Origin of the sequence: Nostoc sp. 106C (assembly GCF_002154725.1) — a bacterium.
Classification (GTDB): Bacteria; Cyanobacteriota; Cyanobacteriia; order Cyanobacteriales; family Nostocaceae; genus Aulosira.
Window position 1 is genome coordinate 84625 of sequence record NZ_MTAW01000066.1, and the last position, 19431, is coordinate 104055.

The following is a 19431-nucleotide window of genomic DNA, read 5'->3' on the forward strand; positions in this document are numbered from 1 at the left end:
TCTCTAATCCCCAGTCCCTACACCACTACTTTTTCTAATATCAACTTAGAACGCTTCACCTGTTCAGGAATAAGAACAGGGTAATCTCCAGTAAAGCAGGCTGAACAAAAACTATTGGTGTCTTCTCGCGTTGCTTCTAGCATTCCTTGCCAACTCAGGTAAGCGAGAGTGTCTACTTCCAACTGCTTGGCAATTTCTTCTACTGACTTGGTAGCAGCAATTAACTGATCTTGAGTGTCGGTATCAATCCCATAAAAGCAGGGATGAGTAACTGGCGGTGAGGAAATACGCATATGTACTTCCAGTGCGCCGGCGTCACGCAAGGCTTTGACGAGTTTCCGGCTAGTGGTTCCTCGAACAATCGAATCATCCACAATGACCACTCGTTTGCCTGCTAGTACATCTTTCAGGGGGTTGAGTTTCATGCGGATGCCCGATTCGCGCATGGTTTGGGTTGGCTGAATAAAAGTGCGTCCGACGTAGCGATTTTTAATCAGTCCTTCGCCATAGGCCACACCAGAAGCTTCAGAAAAACCAATTGCGGCAGGTATGCCAGAATCAGGAACCCCAAAGACGATATCGGCATCAACCGCCGATTCTGCCGCTAGTTGCCGCCCTAACCGCATCCGATAACTATACAAGCTCTCGTCATGCATGATGCTATCAGGACGAGCAAAGTAAATCATTTCAAAGATACACAACTTCTTCTGAGGCTGCTGATGCCAGTGAACGGAAGTTAAACCTTCTTCGTCAATCCACACTAATTCCCCTGGTTGTACGTCTCGTACGTAATCCGCACCAATGATGTCTAAGCCACAAGTTTCGGAGGCGAGAACATAACGGTCTGGCTCACCAGGTAAAGTGCCTATTACTAGAGGACGTATGCCATTGGGGTCACGTACACCCATAATGCCAACAGGAGTGCCAATGACTAAACTAAAAGCTCCTTGGCAGCGGCGAAATGCCTGAATACAACCATCTAGCCAATTTGCACCAGTATTTACTTCTTGGGCGATCGCAAACGCAATCATTTCTGAGTCTGTTGTTGTCACTAAGTTGCATTTATTCTTCAGCAACTCTTCACGCAACTGCACAGTATTGACTAAATTACCATTGTGTGCTAATGCTAACGAACCTAAGCGACTCTCGACCACAGCAGGCTGGGCGTTAACTTTGCGGCTAGAACCTGTTGTTGAGTAACGAGTGTGCCCAACGGCTAGGCTACCTGGTAACTCGTTCAGCACAGATTCGTTAAAGACTTGAGACACCAAGCCCATATCTTTGTGCAAGTGTACTTTTGTACCTTCAAAAGTCGCAATGCCAGCTGATTCTTGTCCCCGGTGCTGGAGTGCATACAATCCAAAGTAGGTCAGTTTAGCAACATCTTCTCCTGGTGCGTAGACTCCAAAAACACCACAAGCTTCTTCTGGCTTGTCGGGACGATTTTCATGACTATTAATTGGGTTGTTTGACTGTTGGGAGTAGTCGTCCGGAGTGACGGAATCGTAGGGAATCATGCTGGCTTTGCTCCTGGTGGTGGTGTCAAGTCACTGGGATTAGGCGATATCAACTTGGTTAGAAGTATTTTTAGAGATTTCTGAATCAGCGTCGTGGATTGTAGAGATGTTGTAAGCAACATCTCTACAATCCCAAATCCAAAATCTAAATCCAAAATTGATATGAGTGGATAGTTAGAGTTTTCTTAATAAAACTTTAACTGTCCATTAAAACAGTACCGTAATTATGCTAATTGACGTTAGCGATTCGCATAGGGGGGATTTTACGAATTAACTAGGGGTAGTAATATGGATTGCTAAACGTCTGGCGATCGCGTGGGAATAGCGATCAATCATATCGTTGATAGTAGCGTTTATTAAGGTTTGGTTATCAGAGGTTAAAACCCCCAAGCCAACGCCAGAATTAGTCACTGTACCCAGTTTTTGCCATTGTTGACCAAGATGTTCTTCTAAGTAGGATTCCCAAATTTCTTGTTGTTCTGACGCCACAGACACTAAAATCTGCCCACCACCTTCGCCAAATAGCAGTGTATCTAGGCGTGTTGGCTGATTGGCTAGTATTTCTAACGTAATTTGGGCACCAAGCTTACCAGCAATGCAAGATTCGGCTAATGCAATAGCTAGGCCTCCCTCAGCACAATCATGAGCCGAACGTATCCAGCCTGCACGAATACCCTCACGGCAAACTTTCTGTATGCGACGTTCCCAGTCAAAATCTACCTTTGGCGGTCTACCAGCAACAGTGCCGTGAATTGTGGCTAAATACTCGGATGCGCCCAAACTTTCGTCAGATGTTGGTAGCAACCCTAAAAGATAAATTACATCACCAGCAGCTTGCCAAGCTTGACCACAAATTTTGCTGATATCTGGGATTAATCCCACCATACCGACAACAGGTGTGGGATAAATTGGTTGGGGATTACCTTGAGAATCAAGGGTTTCATTATAAAGAGAAACATTCCCACCAGTTACAGGTGTAGCTAATTCCCGACACCCTTCCGCTAAACCGCGACAAGCTTCTGCTAATTGCCAGTAACCGATTGGTTTTTCTGGACTGCCGAAATTCAAGTTATCAGTCACCGCCAGAGGTTCTGCACCCACACAACTAAGATTGCGTGCAGCTTCTGCTACTACTGCCTTAGCTCCCTCATAGGGGTCAAGATAGACATAGCGCGGATTGCAATCTACCGTCGCCGCCACTGCTTTTTTACCCCCTCCGTTTACGGGAGGTTCTAAAGGACGTAAGCGCACCACAGCAGCATCTGCACCACCTGGGAAAATTACAGTATTGTTTTGCACCTGATGGTCATACTGGCGATAAACCCAGCTTTTAGAAGCAATAGTAGGAGTATCAAGCAAAGTTAACAGAATATCATTCCAACTTTGTAAGCTTCCTTGAATTTCAATGCCCGCAGTAGTGCTGGGAGGCAAAGAATCAGCCGTCCATTCCCAAGCTTGGCGGGCATATTCTGGAGGTTGTGCCAACAATTCCCGATGATACAAGGGTGTATTTTCTGCCAACGCATCAGCAGGAATTTCTGCTGCTATTCCACCTTCAAAGAGAATCCGCACAACCGGTTCAGCAATCACTGTACCAGCAACAACAGCTTGGAGTCCCCAACGGTGAAAAATGTCAATTAGCTCCTGTTCCCGCCCCTGATGAGCAACGAACAGCATTCGTTCTTGAGATTCCGAAAGCAGGTATTCATAGGGAACCATGCCTAATTCCCGCGCCGGAATTTTATCCAAATCTAGTTCAATACCGACACCGCCTTTAGCTGCCATCTCTGATGTCGAACAGGTAATGCCAGCAGCACCCATATCTTGTGCAGCGACTACGGCACCTGTTTTAAATGCCTCCAGACAAGCTTCAATTAAAGACTTTTCTAAAAAAGGGTCGCCAACTTGCACAGCGGGACGGTCATCTATTGACCCATCACTTAATTCTGCACTAGCAAAACTTGCTCCTCCCATGCCATCGCGTCCGGTGGTGGAACCAACATACAGCACGGGGTTACCTATACCCGATGCCCCAGATTTGACGATTTCTGGGGTTTCCATCAATCCCAAAGCCATGACATTCACTAACGGATTCCCGGAGTAAGCAGGGTCAAAGTAAACTTCGCCGCCCACTGTGGGCACTCCAACGCAATTACCATAGTGGCTGATACCAGCCACAACACCTTGAAATAGCCTTTGGGTTTTCGCATCTTCTAGGGAACCAAAGCGCAAGGAATTTAATAAGGCTATGGGACGCGCACCCATTGTAAAGATATCTCGTAGGATACCACCCACTCCGGTGGCTGCGCCTTGGAAGGGTTCAACTGCTGAAGGATGGTTATGGGATTCAATCTTAAAGGCAAGTTGCAATCCATCGCCTAAATCTACAACACCAGCATTTTCACCAGGGCCAACGAGAATGCGGGGTCCTGTCGTAGGAAACTGTTTGAGTAAAGGTCGGGAATTTTTATAACAACAATGCTCTGACCACATCACGCCAAACATTCCCAATTCAGCTTTGTTGGGATGTCGCCCTAGCCGTCGGACAATTTCTTCATATTCTTCTGGTTTCAAACCTTCAGCGGCGATTTCTTTGGGTGAAAAGGGAGCAGAGGATTTGGCGGTCATGGAAATAATGCACCAAAAGGACAGAGCATTATTCTATCGGTTTAATTGCGCTGTAGGTGTAGTTGGAGGAATGCAGATAATTCTTCTTTAGAAATTTCTCGCTGCACTACTCGAATCACCATGTTATAAGTTTCTTCTGCTGATACCATTTCACAAAAAATATGATGTGGATGTAGGTTGGGTTGAGGAATAAAACCCAACACTTCAAAGTCTTGTAATTGTTGGGTTTCACTCAGTTCAAACGCCACTTCACTCAAGTCGGGAAACCCGCCCACGTGAGTGGCTCCCCAACCTACGCATCTGTCTCATTTTTTCCTAGAATTGGTATGACAAGTTCAAACTATAGCCGTTCAATGTAATAAAAGTATCCATCACAGCAAATGCAGTGCGTTTATTACCATCGATAAAAGCATGGTTCATCGCTAGATGGTATAGATAAGCTGCTGCTTGCTCGTAAATTGTAGGATGAAGCAGTTCACCGCCAAAAGTAGCCTGACGTTGAGCTAAGGCCGAATCAAGTAAGCCTTCGTCTTTGATACCAGCAGTACCGCCAAATGTCTCAATTTGGCGTTCGTGAATCTTGATAACTTGGAAATTAGAAAGAAATCTAGGAGTCTGAAAGGCGGCGATATACCTCTTGCCATTTTTTTTCAGAAGCTAAATAAGCTTGCCATACCTCGTCATCCTCAGCAGTCACATTTGAGGTAGTATCCCCTAATTTTTCTTTGCTGTTCTCGATTTTACGGAAAGATGCAGCAAAACCAGGAATACTCAACAGTTCCTCACTTACCTGATTTTCTGCCGTTTCTTGCAAATAAGCCAGAAAAGCAACTGCTACTCGCAAGCGTTCAGAAGAAAGCTGACGTAAACGGTTTTCTGCTTCTGATAAATAACTGCTGTGCTTTTGTTCTGTTGTCATTGTTGCTTATTCGCTGTTGTTTCAACAAGACGTTGTGGATCATTTTTACTCATCGTTCGTGTAATCGATTCTAAAAATAAAGAATTCATCAAAATAGTTAAAAGGCGTACAATAATAAGGATTAATCGCATCAAACTTTTATCCAAATACCCTTTAGAGGCGTGGGTAGTCCACAGTGCGATGACGTTCCGCCCGCCTTCGGCGATCGCACTACGATAATCTCAAATCCTTTCTCCACCCTGAGATTTTCCCTTCTCTTAACCAAACTACAAATCAGCCCATCACACCACACCTTGAAAGGGCTAGTCCTATGCTCCACGAGGAACATGCTCAGGGTTGAGAAGATCATTGTACCTATATTGCCCATTCGGACCCGGCAGTCGGTAGATGAAATCAAATCTATCTGGTCTATTGGGGAGTAGCGGATTATCGTAATGGAATCTAAACCAGACTTCTATAGACCCGTAGCGCCTTACAGCATCGGCTAAAACTTGTTCAACATAACTACTATAAGCACCCCTATTAAAGTTGGGATTTTGTGGGAAGATATTCCATTCCACAGTACCTAAACCACCCAACCGATTACCTATCACATGTCCAGCATCATCACTTCGTAATCCAAGCCTTTGAGCAAAAGCACGTGTTGCGTCGTTTGTACCTGTTCCCGTACCAAGATTATTTGGTGTTATTTGTGCACGAAGCCATAAAAGAGCACCAGCTGGGTTTCTTACAAATTGAAGAACTGGTCCGTTGATAGGTGCAGGTGTAGGGGTGGCAGGAGGTGTAATAAAGGCGTTAATGTCTGGCGGCCACTGAATGTTCTGAGTAATGGTTTGAACAGCAACTGTCACAGTCGTTGGTGTTGGTGTGTGTAGCACAGATAGGCTCGATCCAGTTAGATAACCTGTAGGTTCTTCTAGAAAAGTTAAGTTTTGTGGTTGTGTAGCTGCAACGTTAAGCCAAATTGACGCTATGGGAGAGGCTACTACCTCTACCTTACCCCCAGGACTTGCCCGTTTTTGCAAACTCTGGCTTCCTTGTATGGTGTCAACTATATCTTTAGAGGGAAGTGTCTCAAATGTAAAGAAAAATGCCACATTTGGAGGCAGTGTCAAAGTAATATGATAATTGCCCGCTATAGGTTCTTTGATGACAAGACTCTGAAGCGATGCTCCAGACTTGCTCACTATGTTTCCGCCGCCAGATTCCTCCTGATTATAAACAGTTCCATCAGGTGCTTGGATTGTCAACATTGCAGCACCACTTGGAAATGTAATCGATTCTCTACTTTGAGTGATATTAGCAAGAAGAAAAGGCGCACCTGGATCGACAGTTATTGTTTTACTTGTGGCGATTCGTTCGTTTGATCCAGGTCCAAATCCAGTCCCCATAGAAAAATAGCAATATGAATTCGGACCTCTATCTTCAAGCCATTGGGGACGAAAGGCTGGTAATGTCAAAATCGAAGACCAAAGCTGATCTTCTCCTTCCTGGTGAGTTTCCACTGCTAATACCCCGTTGCCAGCAACCTTTGGCACTGTACCGTTACTGCTATATTTTTTGCTCTGGCTGTTCCCATAATCAAAGCCAGTGATTGTTTCATTATCAATTCTACCAACCTGATACCAAAGAGTATCATGGTTCTGAGACTTGTGAACCTCGACAACTAAGCCATCATTAGTGATGGCTACTGAGGGTTGTACTCCATCGTCATAATCAATGCTTTTGTTGTTTTCGTACTTACCCCAATCAATCTCGTCACCCTTAACTTTACCAACGCGATAGTATAGCCTATCATACGTCTGAGACTTGTGAACCTCGACGACTAAGCCATCATTAGTGATGGCTACTGAGGGTTGTACTCCATCGTCATAATCAATGCTTTTGTTGTTTTCGTACTTACCCCAATCAATCTCGTCACCCTTAACTTTACCAACGCGATAGTATAGCCTATCATACGTCTGAGACTTGTGAACCTCGACGACTAAGCCATCATTAGTGATGGCTACTGAGGGTTGTACTCCATCGTCATAATCAATGCTTTTGTTGTTTTCGTACTTACCCCAATCAATCTCGTCACCCTTAACTTTACCAACGCGATAGTATAGCCTATCATACGTCTGAGACTTGTGAACCTCGACGACTAAGCCATCATTAGTGATGGCTACTGAGGGTTGTACTCCATCGTCATAATCAATGCTTTTGTTGTTTTCGTACTTACCCCAATCAATCTTGTCACTCTCAACTTTACCAACGCGATAGAAGAGCCGATCGCGACTCTGAGACTTGTGAACTTCTACAACCACATTTCCATTATTCAAAGCAACAGATGGCGATACACCAGTATCGTAGCGATCAGCTTTACCAAAATTGTCATCTCCAACAGATATACCATCTCCTAAGTCTGGTAATGCTGGTCTTGAGTTTGGGTCATCCAAAATCTTTTTGATTGCACTCTGCAACGGAAAATGGTTTAAGTCGTTAGCCATGATTTAACTCCGTAAGCTAGTGTTGTAGCGATTAACAAAATACCAATCTGAACCAATGTGGTGAGCGAGTGATTTTAACCGATGACAGCTTGGGCACAACGGTCTTTAATTACTCAAGATTTAGTATGAATGCAGGTACAGCAGAGTGATCGCTAAAACTTGTCTAAGTCGATCGCCCATGTCATTGCACCCCCCAATTCTTTTTCAATCAAATAACTGACCTTATAACCAAGGGATTTCTCGTCGTCATAACTCACCCAAAGTCCGGTTTTAGTACTGTAGGCGTAGGGAGTCAAAGTGGCATCATCCCACCTTTGGACATCGAGTTCGCCTGCTTCAATTTTTTCCTGGATTTCAAAATAAGCGAGGATACCAGGAGTGGCTGTCGCTGTCCCTGCAGGCCCAGAACCACTAAAAGGCTTTCCGAAGCCATCTGTAAGGTCTGCAACGACATAACTCCGTCCGTAAGTGGGCAATCCTAGCACAATTTTTTCCTTGGGAATATTAGCTTTAAGGTAAGATTCCACCGTATCCTTGATGTCAAAAGTACCATTGGGTACGGAATCTTTCAGCAGGGGAGCGTTGGCTCCTGTTCCCATTGTGTTGGGATCGTCAAAAGCCCCATGATAGTCATAGGACATGACGTTGAACCAATCTAAATATTGAGCGCACTCTCGCAACCATTGAAAGAATGAGTCGCCGGTTTTGCTGCCTTTGGGTACCGCGGCCGAAGCCATAGTGATGATAAATTCTTGTCCAGCAGTTTGGCGGAACTCTTGCAGCAGTGCCAGGTAATTGTCATAATCGGCATCTTGACCACCTCGTTTAGAGTCGCCGGGATATTCCCAATCGATATCAATACCATCAAAACCGTACTGTTTGGCATAATCGATCGCAGACTTAATAAACTGCGTCCTGCCATTAGGATCGGCTGCCATTTTGCTGAATAATTTGCAGGTAAAGGGACCGTAGGGGTATTTGGTTCCAGCTGACTCAGGCGTGTCATCACAACTGTTAAAACTCCAGCCACCAATTGAAAGACTCGTTTTGAGGTTGGGATTTTTCTGCTTTAAACTCTGTATCGCCGGGTACAGGACTTTTTGATCGTTCCATTCCACTGGTTGAACTGTGTAGTCACCTGTATAGCGTTGGTCTCCGGTTCGTGTTTCGGTCGGATCGACACTCCAACTCACAAAGCCAATCATACCAAAGGCAAAGTTGATGTGTGTAAATAGCGAGGGGTCAATTTGCTCAGGTAAGAACTTTCCTCCGCCTTGGCGGTATTGCGCCCAGTTGCTAAAGTAACCAACAAATTTGTAAGCCATTTTGGTTTCTCTCGTTTGTTTTTTTGGTGTTGTTGAGGGTAAACAACTTACCCCACGAGGAGTTCTAATACCAATTTCCAATTCACAAGCACCTGACTTAAGCAAGAGCGAGAGGGAGAAAACCTGATAAAATGGTAGTCTAGTATGCCCAATTACTCCTTAAGTCAGTGACATTCATCTCAGCTTGTGTGTTAAGCAAGCATGACGTTGATGCTTTTAAGCAGGAATCTTAAGCATCTGACCAATTTGCAAGCCTGTAGGAGAAACACCAGGATTTGCATCTGCAATTTTCTTGCTCTTGGCATCGCTACTATCACCGTAATAGGCAGCAGCAAGATTAGAAAATGTGTCTCCAGCCTCTACTTTATGGTCACAGGGAGGTTGACCTTGTTTGTTAGACATATTCTTTTCCTCCACAATTCTTTGTACATAATTGTCGAAGTCGGGTGTCTAACCGCCAGACACCACGTTGTGAGTTGAAGGCTTGGTAAAAAATGGAGTATAGTCTGCACTTGGTACAGGTGCCCTCTCCTCTGACTGGTTTACATCTAAAAAATTAGTCATGTAATGGATACATCTCAACTTCTCCACTTTCCAGTCAAATAAGGAAAATTCTTAAAACAGCAGATCCGGTAGGTGTTGCGCGTGTGGTTGCGCTATCGAAGTGAAAAATGCGTTGGCGCACATCAAACACCGCCCAAGCCGACACGACGAAAATCAGGCGTAATACCTACCAGGATAATGCTTTTGTTGGTTGATACTAGTACGGCATTAGAACGATAAATGAAAAGCTGTTAAAACGAAGGAGTCGCGATCGCATGATTGAATCATCTATGGATTTGGAAGCAGTTTCTTAGCAAGCCAAATCCAAAATCTATTTTCGTGGAGTACTTGCACATAGTTAGCATCCACTTGATTGAGGCGAGCAAAGATGCTTGGTTGTCTGAGTACAACGACTCATAGCAACGTGGTAATTTTGTACAAAAGTCCCAGCCAACGGTGGTAAAAGACGAATGCAATCAGTCCAAGATCAGAAACTGCATGACCTTCTTCAACTTGTTGAGCAGAAAACTCAGGTAAAACCAGCGACAATTGCTCGCCGTGCTGCCTAAGTAATGATTCCAGAACAACTGCATCCTGAATCGCGGCGCTACAACCTTGTCCCATTAAGCTAAACATAGAGTGTGCAGCGTCCCCAATTAATACTGCCTGAGCTTGCAAATCATGATAATAGCGACATTGGCTCCAGTATTCATGTCCTGGCTGGGCTGCGAGAAATGCCGCAGCTTGCCTTCATTAAGCTTGAATGAAGGAAAGTTTTTTGGCAACATCTGCTGTAATAACTGCTGTAATTCTTGTTGACTACTGAATCTAGCTTATCGGGTTGATTTTTAAATAGCGATCGCTATCTCAAATTGATATTTACGTAAGCCAAAAAATGCGATCGCTATTTTTTTATTCAATCAAATATCCAAAAATCTCAGGGGTGCCCATGTACCTCTTGATTTTTCAAGACAATTTACTGTTCACTGATTTCATCATTGGTACTCTCGCCTGCTTTTGACGGTACAGAAATACCAAGCCAGCACCTGCAATTGCTAATCCAGCTAAAGGTGAAGACTCCGGAACTGTTGCTATCCGCCGAAACTCGATGGGGGTATTAACTAGCAACTGACCACTGCTGCTAAAAATTTGGTCTAACGAGTTGATGCTGTTAGCTTGAATCGAGACGCTAGATATCACCTTACCACCAGTACTACTAGGACAACCTGTTGGTGCATTATTCCCAACATAACGGCTTGGCTCATAAGTTAGATCTAGACTACAAACAGCAGCAGCAAGATTATTTTGGCTAATAATTCTTTCCGACACCGGGCGATCGCAAAGTCCACTCAAACTGCTTGAATTGATAAAGCTACGAATATCTAGGTCTATAGCACCACTGCCTAATCCGAAGGAATAAAAGCGTACTCGGTTGAACCCTGCGCTATGTTGTTCCAAGTAAACATTTTGAGATTCATCTGTCCCACTACTACCATCTAGCTGCACTTGACAATTTGTCATAGTAATGGCTGGTACTGAAGGATTGCTAGCTACTTGGTTGGCGTTATCAAAATTGCCAGTAAACCACTTTACTACCTCTTTAATCTGTGCTGAGAGAGTTAGCAATTCAGCAGCTTGGCTCTGTTGAGGAAAAACAAATCCAGTTACTAAAAACGCTAAGGTGTATGCTTTCAGTGGATTCATAATAGATTCGCAACTTCAACTAACATCAGCAATATTTTGGATTAAATAAGAAATATATTAAGGTTATCTGGATTCAAAATCTACTGCTTATCGTTAGATTTATCAGTCAGTAACCTCTCCAATAACTACTGTTGAGTCTGGTTATTATGCTGGATAAATAAAATTTGTTAGCAATCAACTCTGGTAATTGCTCTCAACTACCATCAGCCCAAAGTTGTCAAAAATTAAAGTGCGATCGCTATTCAGATAATACCAATCGCACGTAATGCCTCTATTTATTCTCAAACCGACTTTGCTGCATGATTCATTGAACGCTAGCAACTTGCAGATTCTGTAAAATTAAATCTGCTCTTGGCGCAAATCCGTCGCCGTATTCTACTGGATAATTGGTAATTACATAGAAAACTTTGCCATTTTCCTGGCCAAGGTACACATTACCTACTATGTTTTTTCCTTTACTGAAAACAATCTTTTCTCTTGCCCAAGCATAAGGAACTTTTTGAGTTCGATCAACAACTCGCCATCTATTGGATGCAATTAAACCATTCTTAGCATTCACAAAGCTTTTTAACTGTTGGAGAGTTTTTAAATTATTCAGAAAGGCAATGTGGACATATGCGTTCTCATTTTTACTGCCCCCAAAATTAGCAATAAACCTCACTCCTGTTCCTTCACCAGAACTACTTCCTTGAGCAAGAAATTCTTTGTCTGGAAAGTAAGTGGTAAACAAATTGCTGTATTGGTCATAGAGTCTTAGGGTAATAGAAGTTTTTTCTCCTTCAACACTAATAGTGGCAGTTTTAGTGGTTGGTCTATTGCTTGTTGAGTTATAACTGGTTTGGAAGGCTGTAGCTGTAGTTGTAATATTACCTGAAGAGAGTTGATTGGGGAGTGGTGCGGCGCAACCCAAGGATGTTGCTAACAGAATTGCCCCAGTCATAAGATTTCCAAGATGAAGATGCATTTTCCCAGAGACAGAGTGGTTGTTTACAGATAACTGGACTTTGTAACTTAAGTTACAGTTCCTTTAGCTATGATGTGTATTTTTCTCTTAATAGCAAGAAATTTCTTTGGCAGATACAGTTGGGCTATGACCATCCAGTGATAACAATCACAGATGCCCATGATTGAGATCGTCTCTGTACAATTGGCAAACTGCCATAATGCCTCATAACTGAACTCTAGCCGAGTCATTAATAGGGAACACAATATTTGCCGACAGTCTTTTATTAAGGGCTGTCGGCTTTTTGTCTCTGCTTAAGAGCCAATAGGCAGTATTCCAAGAGCTTTTGACAAATTACCAATGACTAACCATAAAATTTCCCCACACATGGTTGATAACTTGACATAGAACTTGCCAGAGCCACAACCAGTTGTGGGGAGAGTTATGATCAAATGAGAAATGTTATGGATTTTGAGCGCTGATATTTAGCACTCACTTTAGTGAACAAAAAGTTCACTACTCGAACCAGCACACACTTTGTATCAAGACATTGCCTGAATAATGTAATCAAAGTATGGTGATGCTTCAGCAGCGTCTTCTGCACTAAGTAAGTCAAGGGAGGCTTTTTTCAGGGAAGTGATAGCTTCTACCATTCCAGGTACGGGAACGCCCAATGAATTGTACATTTCCCGTACACCAATCAAACCAATTTTTTCAATTGGCTCTTTATCGCCAGCGAGTACGCCATAGGTAATCAGGCGCAAATACCAGCCAAAGTCACGAATACAGAGAGAACGCTGACGTTCGCCGTAAGCGTTACCACCAGGAGAGATAAAGTCAGGGCGCTTCTGCCACAATTGTTTGGTTGCTTCCTGAACGATCTTCTTTTCGTTTTCAGCTAGGGTGGCAGCAATCCGTGTCCGCTGTACGCCGGTTTGCAAAAAAGCTTGGATACTTTTCAGTTCGCCACTGCTGGGATAACGCAGTTCATCGTCGGCTTTGAGAATAACTTGGCTAATTACAGTCATGATTATTGCAATCACGCGAAATATTATCTGCTAGTTTAACGAGTCTGAGGTACACAAGTGAAGGGTTACAAGCTGGTATGTATTGAATTGACACGATTGGGCAATGGGAAGTGGAGAAATGAGTGAGATGAGGCAGATAAATCACAACTCTTGACTTTTGACCATTGACTCTTGACAAATGACAAATGACTAATATGATTTGGCAACAAGGCGAATTCATTGAAATTGCGATCGCCGATTTGAGCGATACGGGCGATGGTGTAGGACGGTATAACGATCGCGTAGTTTTTGTACCGGATACTGTACCGGGCGATCGCGTCGAGGTTCGCTTGGTACACGTGAAACCGAAATACGCCCACGGCAAACTTCAGCAATTATTGCAACCATCGCCCCATCGCCAAAGACCAAGTTGCATTGTGGCTGATAAGTGTGGTGGTTGCCAATGGCAGCATATTAATTATGAATTCCAGTTAGCAGCCAAGCGCAATCAAGTTATCCAAGCTTTAGAGCGTATTGGCGGTTTTATGCAACCACCAGTAGACCCAGTACTCGCAGCTACCTCACCTTTGAGCTATCGCAACAAAGCTACATATCCTCTGAGCAAATCTTCAACAGGACAGGTACAAATCGGTTACTACCAAAAAGCCAGCCACCAATTAATTAACTTGAATCAATGCCCAGTACAAGACTCCAGATTAAACCCAATACTTGCTGAGGTAAAGCAAGATATTCAACAGCGGGGTTGGCAAATTTATGATGAACAACGTCACCAAGGGCAAATCCGCCATCTAGGTTTACGTATTGGACGCCGCACTGGGGAAATCTTACTGACTTTGGTTGTCAAGGACTGGAATTTACCAGAAATTGCAACCCAAGCGCAGGAGTGGTTAAAACGCTATCCCCAATTGGTAGGAGTATCATTAAATCGCAATCCTGCTCGTACAAATACTATATTTGGCAGCGAAACTCGTTGCGTTGCTGGTATGCCATACTTGCGAGAAAAATTTGCAGGATTGGAATTTCAGGTACTTCCGGATACGTTTTTTCAGGTTTATACTGAAACAGCGGAGGCGCTGTTAAAGGTGATTCAGTCAGAACTGAATCTCCAAGGGTATGAGGTGTTGGTTGATGCCTACTGCGGTATTGGAACTTTAACGTTGCCTTTGGCGAAACAAGTACGACAAGCTACTGGGCTAGAAGTACAACCAGAGGCAGTGCAACAAGCAATTTTGAATGCCCAACGTAATGGAATTAATAACGTTACTTTCCAAACTGGGGCAGTAGAAAAATTGCTGCCACAGATGGAAAATGCACCAGATGTGGTATTACTTGATCCGCCGCGTAAGGGGTGCGATCGCTCTGTTATGGAAACTTTACGGCAAGTGAAACCATCTCGAATTGTTTACGTCAGCTGTAAAGTAGCTACCCTTGCTCGTGACTTGAAATTGCTTTGCCAAGATGGGCTGTATACTATCAAACGAGTACAACCAGCGGATTTTTTTCCTCAAACCGCTCATGTAGAAGCAGCCGCATTTCTTGTGTTATCACATACAGACGGGGGTTCTGCCACCTTGACAAAAACTCAAATTTGAAATTTGTAGTCTAGTGCATACTAAAAATGCTAAAATTGAATTAAGCTTAAAATAAGTTTGATTTTGTTTAAAAAACTGAAGTTGCATAGACTCTAAAAATCATGAATTAGATTGTTTAAATGGCAAATCGGCCCACAGAAAGAACAGGAGAATGCTACTTCTAAATTCCAGCATTTTTTTAGTTACTAACTGTCTTCGGAGTCTCCTCCCAGCCGTTTTAAATATTAAGCAATCTCAAATCATAGACAGAGTCAATGCTCCCTAGCATTTTCAATATTTAGTTTTAAAGACGCAAGTTTGAAGGCAACATGACCACCTCAACCTTTATCAGGGTGCCTGTAATAGCAAACTGATGTCTAGCTAACTGAAAGCTATGGGGTTTCTCTTGTGATTACCATCTCGCTCCGTCCAGTTGGACGTTATTGGGGCACTATTAGTTTTGCCTCAACTCTCTATCTATGTCCAATCTTAGATTTGCTTTTGGCAGAGATTCCAGCAACATTACAAGCCGAGCTGCGCCTAGGGCTTCAAGAGGCTTTAGTAAACGCAGCAAAACATGGCAATAATCTTGATCCTAGTAAAACAGTAGTAGTGCGTTTTTCGTTAATAGACAATCAATATTGGTGGGTAATATCAGACCAAGGTAGCGGCTTTGCTCCTTCATCGGACTCTGATTGTGATACCGATCCAATAGATTATCTTCCACCAGATGAAGCAGAAAGTGGACGAGGTCTTTGTCTTCTCCACCAAATTTTTGATCAGGTAGAGTGGAATCGCAAAGGTACAGAATTAAGACTTTGTAAACAACTAGAAAATCGTCCTCGATTATCTCTGCGGCGGTGACAAATACAGCAAGTATTAGTGATTGGGTATTGGGTATTTGGAAGAGTTTTTCCTAGTCCCCAGCCCTTAACCGCTGATCCCTAGCCTTTAGTCGCTGATCCCTGATGTCCATGAGTAGGACAAGGGGGAGCAGAAATAGAGCGATCTAACCAACCAGTAGCCTGTTCTAATCTGGCGATAGCCTCCTGTGGCTGATCTTTGAGGAGAAACACAATAGCTGCGGCTGCTTGTTCACGAGCGCGGAAATTGCGGTTAGACTTGAGGCGATGCCAATCGTTAGGGGAAATGCTTAGCCTCTCCATGAGAGCTTGGGCTAATTCCAAAGTGCTAAATTCATTCAGTTGACTGGTTTTAGGCAGCTGGGTAGATTGAGACATGACTCTTAAGTGCTGAGTATTAAGTGCTGAGTGCTGAGTTAGTCTATAGTCTAAATTTTGGTTATTGACTATTGGCAGACTTACATTTAATCATAGTTTAATCCTAGAAAATGAAGCCGCCTAAACAGTTTCCTAATTCTTCATCACAGGAAAATCCGGAACCAGAATTTGAACAAGAACTCGAAGAAGTAGAGCGATCGCTTCTATCTTTAAAAGAACGCTACACTCAAGTGCAAAGCGATCGCGAACAAAAATCACAATTGCAACAACGTCGTCAAGACTTGCAGCAAAATAAAATGCAAACGCCAGAAATCAAAGCAGAGTTAAAGCACATTCAACAGCAGTTGGAAGTGCTAGAACTAAACTTAGAAAGCCAGTTATTTTCTTGGCGTAGCTTTAAGAAACCTTTCTGGCAAGCCGTCCGCTTTGGTGGAATGGGCGTTATCATAGGCTGGATATTAAAGTCCTGTGCTGGTTAAATTATGGTAAATCGACGGATTGCAGAAATATTGCGAAGTGGTCAACCTGATGAGTCCCTCTTAGTTCAAGGCTGGGTGCGGACAAAACGCGAGTCTAAAGGGTTTGCTTTTATCGAAGTCAATGACGGCTCATCACTAGCTAATTTGCAAGTCGTGATTAATCAGGATTTGCCAGATTACGAAGCTATATTGAAAAAATTAAATACAGGTGCTGCGGTCGAAGTAACAGGGGTACTCGTAGCATCTGTTGGTAAAGGACAGCGGATTGAGTTGAAAGCCGAGACGGTGAAAGTCTACGGTGAAGCTGATCCCGATACATATCCTTTGCAAAAGAAACGTCATTCCTTTGAATTTTTGCGCACCATTGGACATTTGCGATCGCGTACAAATTCCTTTGGTGCAGTTTTCCGCGTCAGAAATGCTTGTTCGACAGCAATTCACCAATTTTTCCAAGAAAGAGGCTTTTTGTGGGTACACACACCCATCATTACTGCTAGCGATTGCGAAGGTGCAGGAGAACTATTCAGCGTCACCAGCTTGGATCTGAAAAATATTCCCCGCACAGAATCCCAAGCAGTTGATTACAGCCAAGACTTTTTTGCCAAACCTACATATTTAACAGTCAGCGGCCAGTTAGAAGCGGAAGTCATGGCGATGGCGTTTAGTAACGTCTACACCTTTGGCCCCACCTTCCGCGCGGAAAACTCCAACACCTCCCGCCACCTAGCAGAATTTTGGATGGTTGAGCCAGAAATGGCTTTTTGCGACCTAGAAGGTGATATGGATTTAGCTGAGGCGTTTCTCAAATACATTTTTCAATATGTGTTAGAAAAATGCCCAGAAGACATGGAATTTTTCAATCAACGCATTGACAATACTGTATTAGCAACAGCAGAAAATATTATTAACAATCAATTTGAGCGCTTAACTTATACAGATGCGATCGCACTTTTAGAAAAAGCTGATGTCAAGTTTGATTATCCTGTGAGTTGGGGCTTAGATTTACAATCTGAACACGAACGCTACTTGGCTGAACAACTCTTCAAAAAGCCTGTAATCGTTACAGATTACCCAGCGCAAATTAAAGCTTTTTATATGCGTTTAAGCGATGATGAAAAGACCGTGCGTGCGATGGATATTCTCGCACCAAAAATCGGTGAAATCATTGGCGGTTCCCAACGGGAAGAACGTTTAGAAGTGTTAGAACGCCGCGTAATAGCGCAAGGAATGAAACCAGAGGATTTGTCGTGGTATCTCGATTTGCGCCGTTATGGTACAGTTCCTCATGCTGGTTTTGGCTTGGGTTTTGAACGACTTGTGCAATTTATGACGGGGATGGGAAATATTAGGGATGTAATACCCTTCCCACGTACACCGCAAAATGCTGAGTTTTGACCCAGAAAGTAGCAAATGATGGGAAGGGAACTGGGGCGATCTCTGATCGGTACAGCGCCTTACTTTTAGATGCAAACTCAATTAGTTCCGGTGCGATCGCCAATGTCATTGCTCAAAGAATGGCAACTTGTAAAATCACGCATATATCTGGCTACTTGGGGCTTTTGCACAAATCTCCTCAAGAATGGGAAGCATTGATTGACATTGTGATTGTCCCAGAAATATGGTTTTTTCGAGAGCCGGAATCATTCACGTTGTTGAAGTATTACATATTATCTGAATGGCTAGTAACTAAATCGCAGCGTGTATTGCGGGTTTTGAGTGTACCCTCTGCCACAGGTGAAATTAAACTCAACGAGATTGTCACCAATCCCGTTGGTCTTCAAAACCGTGCGTAACAGTTTCCCGTTACACGGCTCCTCAACGGCGTGATGCTTGTCATGCATACCTGCTGCCATCTCTGGCAGTTTTCTCGTCGTGGCAATGTCTGTGTAGGAGTTGTAAGTTTTTATATACATCCTTTCCACCTTTTGATTTTGGGATGATATGGTCAACTTCCATCACATCGTATTCTCTAAAGTACAGTCCACATTGGGCACATTTCCCTTTTTGACTTTTGAGTAATATAGTTACTCTTAGTGGTAGAAGGGGGTTTTTGCCTTTTCTTTCACTCCAGTAGATTAGGTTTCCATCAAAGGGGAATGCATTTCCTTTTACCTTGGTGTGCCTGACGATTTCCGTTTTGGCATGTTTTATTAAGGTTTCTGTCACTTTCCCCTCTTTGGTTGCTGAAAAAACCCAGTTGTCACCGCCTATTGTGTTCCAGTATCTTTTTGATACCCATCCCTTAGATTTTTGGGGGTGGCGGTGTTTTGCCCAGGCTCGAAGCTTGATGAATACTAGACGGTCAATATCTTGGAAGATTTCTTTGCTTACCACCGTTGAGTAATAATTTGCCCATCCCTTTATTATCGGGTTTAGGTGTCTTATTAGAGCCTCTTGGGGGGCTGATTTGTGGGCATCGATAATCTTACAGATTTCGTCATAGTGTCTTTTAATCGCCTTCGTGCTGGGTTTGATGAGTGTTTTGAACCCTAGTAGATTTCCTCTGACTTTTCCTGTTTGGTACTTCCCTACTGTATATTGCCTAACATTGAACCCTAGGAAGTCAAACCCTTTGGAGTTAATGATATGAGGCTTTTGTAGGGTGTAGACTATTCTGGTTTTACTAGGTTTCAGTTCTAGACCCATGTTTTCTAACCACTCAGATATTTCGGTTTTACATCTTTGGATGACATCGATATCCGGGTGTAGAATTACGAAATCGTCTGCATATCTTATGAAAGATAGTGCGTTTTGATTGTCTCTTTTCTTGCCGGGTAGTGATTCAGCGATTTTTTTAATCGCCTCTTCCATTCCATGTAATGCGATGTTCGCTAGCAAGGGGGATATTACACCACCTTGTGGCGTGCCTTCATCTGTTTCTGACCATTCTCCGTTATCAAATACACCTGATTTTAACCACGCTTTGATTAAGCGGTTTAAGGTTGGGAATGTATTGATTTTGGCTAATAGTGCAGCGTGATTGATTTTATCGAAAGTGGGTAGCCAGCTAGCGAGGTTTCCACTGTTTGGTTCCTTTTCTAACT

19 protein-coding genes are annotated in these 19431 nt (G+C 43.3%); 5 read left to right on the forward strand and 14 right to left on the reverse strand.

Annotated features, from left to right (window positions below):
• Window positions 1-17: 17 nt before the first annotated feature.
• From purF to apcD, 12 genes are all read right to left on the reverse strand, one after another.
• On the reverse strand, window positions 18-1517 hold the full coding sequence (gene purF, locus BV375_RS06635; protein ID WP_086758557.1) for an amidophosphoribosyltransferase: 1500 nt from the start codon (window positions 1515-1517) through the stop codon (window positions 18-20).
• Window positions 1514-1639 (reverse strand): hypothetical protein, encoded by a 126-nt coding sequence (locus BV375_RS38645; protein WP_279432906.1) that lies wholly within the window; start codon window positions 1637-1639, stop codon window positions 1514-1516. The genes purF and BV375_RS38645 overlap by 4 nt, the downstream gene beginning before the upstream one ends.
• Window positions 1640-1787: 148 nt before the next feature.
• Entirely contained in the window at window positions 1788-4145 is a 2358-nt protein-coding gene (gene purL, locus BV375_RS06640; RefSeq protein WP_086758559.1) for a phosphoribosylformylglycinamidine synthase subunit PurL, read from the reverse strand.
• Window positions 4146-4186: 41 nt separating this feature from the next.
• A complete protein-coding gene (locus tag BV375_RS06645) occupies window positions 4187-4420 on the reverse strand; it encodes a hypothetical protein (protein WP_086758561.1) in 234 nt (77 codons plus the stop codon).
• 40 nt (window positions 4421-4460) lie between these two features.
• Window positions 4461-4799, reverse strand: coding sequence for a type II toxin-antitoxin system death-on-curing family toxin (locus tag BV375_RS06650; protein ID WP_339376812.1), 339 nt, complete (start codon window positions 4797-4799; stop codon window positions 4461-4463).
• Window positions 4753-5064, reverse strand: coding sequence for a hypothetical protein (locus tag BV375_RS06655; RefSeq protein ID WP_086758565.1), 312 nt, complete (start codon window positions 5062-5064; stop codon window positions 4753-4755). Before BV375_RS06655 ends, BV375_RS06650 begins: the two co-directional genes overlap by 47 nt.
• 308 nt (window positions 5065-5372) lie before the next feature.
• On the reverse strand, window positions 5373-7553 hold the full coding sequence (locus tag BV375_RS06660; protein ID WP_086758567.1) for a DNA/RNA non-specific endonuclease: 2181 nt from the start codon (window positions 7551-7553) through the stop codon (window positions 5373-5375).
• Window positions 7554-7705: 152 nt separating this feature from the next.
• Complete coding sequence (locus BV375_RS06665; protein ID WP_086758597.1) at window positions 7706-8878, reverse strand: glycosyl hydrolase family 18 protein; 1173 nt, start codon at window positions 8876-8878, stop codon at window positions 7706-7708.
• A gap of 216 nt (window positions 8879-9094) precedes the next feature.
• On the reverse strand, window positions 9095-9280 hold the full coding sequence (locus BV375_RS06670) for a LysM domain-containing protein (RefSeq protein ID WP_086758569.1): 186 nt from the start codon (window positions 9278-9280) through the stop codon (window positions 9095-9097).
• 1107 nt (window positions 9281-10387) lie between these two features.
• Complete coding sequence (locus tag BV375_RS06680) at window positions 10388-11125, reverse strand: chromophore lyase CpcT/CpeT (protein WP_086758573.1); 738 nt, start codon at window positions 11123-11125, stop codon at window positions 10388-10390.
• Between the two features lie 304 nt (window positions 11126-11429).
• On the reverse strand, window positions 11430-12065 hold the full coding sequence (locus BV375_RS06685) for a hypothetical protein (RefSeq protein WP_243713861.1): 636 nt from the start codon (window positions 12063-12065) through the stop codon (window positions 11430-11432).
• A gap of 545 nt (window positions 12066-12610) precedes the next feature.
• Window positions 12611-13096 carry an allophycocyanin subunit alpha-B gene (gene apcD / locus BV375_RS06695; protein WP_086758579.1) on the reverse strand — a complete coding sequence of 162 codons (486 nt, stop codon included), beginning with the start codon at window positions 13094-13096 and terminating at the stop codon, window positions 12611-12613.
• A 185-nt stretch (window positions 13097-13281) separates the two neighbouring features.
• Between apcD and rlmD the strand changes: the two genes are divergently transcribed.
• Both rlmD and BV375_RS06705 read left to right on the forward strand, forming a co-directional pair.
• On the forward strand, window positions 13282-14688 hold the full coding sequence (gene rlmD / locus BV375_RS06700) for a 23S rRNA (uracil(1939)-C(5))-methyltransferase RlmD (protein ID WP_208099069.1): 1407 nt from the start codon (window positions 13282-13284) through the stop codon (window positions 14686-14688).
• 387 nt (window positions 14689-15075) lie between these two features.
• On the forward strand, window positions 15076-15531 hold the full coding sequence (locus tag BV375_RS06705; protein WP_086758583.1) for an anti-sigma regulatory factor: 456 nt from the start codon (window positions 15076-15078) through the stop codon (window positions 15529-15531).
• Window positions 15532-15611: 80 nt separating this feature from the next.
• Here BV375_RS06705 and BV375_RS06710 read toward each other — a convergent pair whose 3' ends face one another.
• A complete protein-coding gene (locus tag BV375_RS06710) occupies window positions 15612-15908 on the reverse strand; it encodes a DUF6439 family protein (RefSeq protein ID WP_086758585.1) in 297 nt (98 codons plus the stop codon).
• Window positions 15909-16018: 110 nt separating this feature from the next.
• Here BV375_RS06710 and BV375_RS06715 point away from each other — a divergent pair, with 110 nt between their 5' ends.
• Genes BV375_RS06715 through BV375_RS36640 form a run of 3 tightly spaced genes read left to right on the forward strand, consistent with a single transcriptional unit; the run spans window position 16019 to window position 18180 of the window.
• Window positions 16019-16387 carry a hypothetical protein gene (locus BV375_RS06715; RefSeq protein ID WP_086758587.1) on the forward strand — a complete coding sequence of 123 codons (369 nt, stop codon included), beginning with the start codon at window positions 16019-16021 and terminating at the stop codon, window positions 16385-16387.
• 3 nt (window positions 16388-16390) lie between these two features.
• Complete coding sequence (asnS, locus tag BV375_RS06720; RefSeq protein WP_086758589.1) at window positions 16391-17782, forward strand: asparagine--tRNA ligase; 1392 nt, start codon at window positions 16391-16393, stop codon at window positions 17780-17782.
• Complete coding sequence (locus BV375_RS36640) at window positions 17779-18180, forward strand: hypothetical protein (RefSeq protein ID WP_166507393.1); 402 nt, start codon at window positions 17779-17781, stop codon at window positions 18178-18180. The genes asnS and BV375_RS36640 overlap by 4 nt, the downstream gene beginning before the upstream one ends.
• A 40-nt stretch (window positions 18181-18220) precedes the next feature.
• Here the strand turns inward: BV375_RS36640 and BV375_RS06725 are convergent.
• The coding region (locus BV375_RS06725; RefSeq protein WP_086758591.1) for a reverse transcriptase domain-containing protein at window positions 18221-19431 on the reverse strand (1211 nt) is incomplete at its 5' end.